Annotated in this window: 1 protein-coding gene; it reads right to left on the bottom strand. The window is 52.5% G+C overall.

Annotation, left to right across the window (positions count from 1 at the left end):
- A partial coding sequence (locus tag ACUHMQ_RS21295; protein ID WP_445297426.1) for an integrase core domain-containing protein occupies window positions 1–255 on the bottom strand: 255 nt, incomplete at both ends.

The following is a 255-nucleotide window of genomic DNA, read 5'->3' as shown; positions in this document are numbered from 1 at the left end:
CCAAGGCCATGTTAGGGCGTTCGTGATTGTAGAACCAGATCCAATCCGTTGCGTAATCCTGAACTTCTGCGATCGACTCGAACAGGTAGTGACCAAGCCAATCGTAGCGCACAGTACGGTTGAAGCGCTCAACGTACGCGTTCTGTTGCGGCTTGCCAGGCTGGATATGATCAAGTCGAACTCCCTTTCTCTGTGCCCATTCACTCAGTATCTTGCCAATGTATTCCGGCCCATTGTCACTGCGGATGGCTGTCG

The organism is Chitinimonas violaceus (assembly GCF_052601015.1).
The sequence above is the reverse complement of the archived record's forward strand: the minus strand, read 5'-3'. Positions and strand labels throughout refer to the sequence as shown.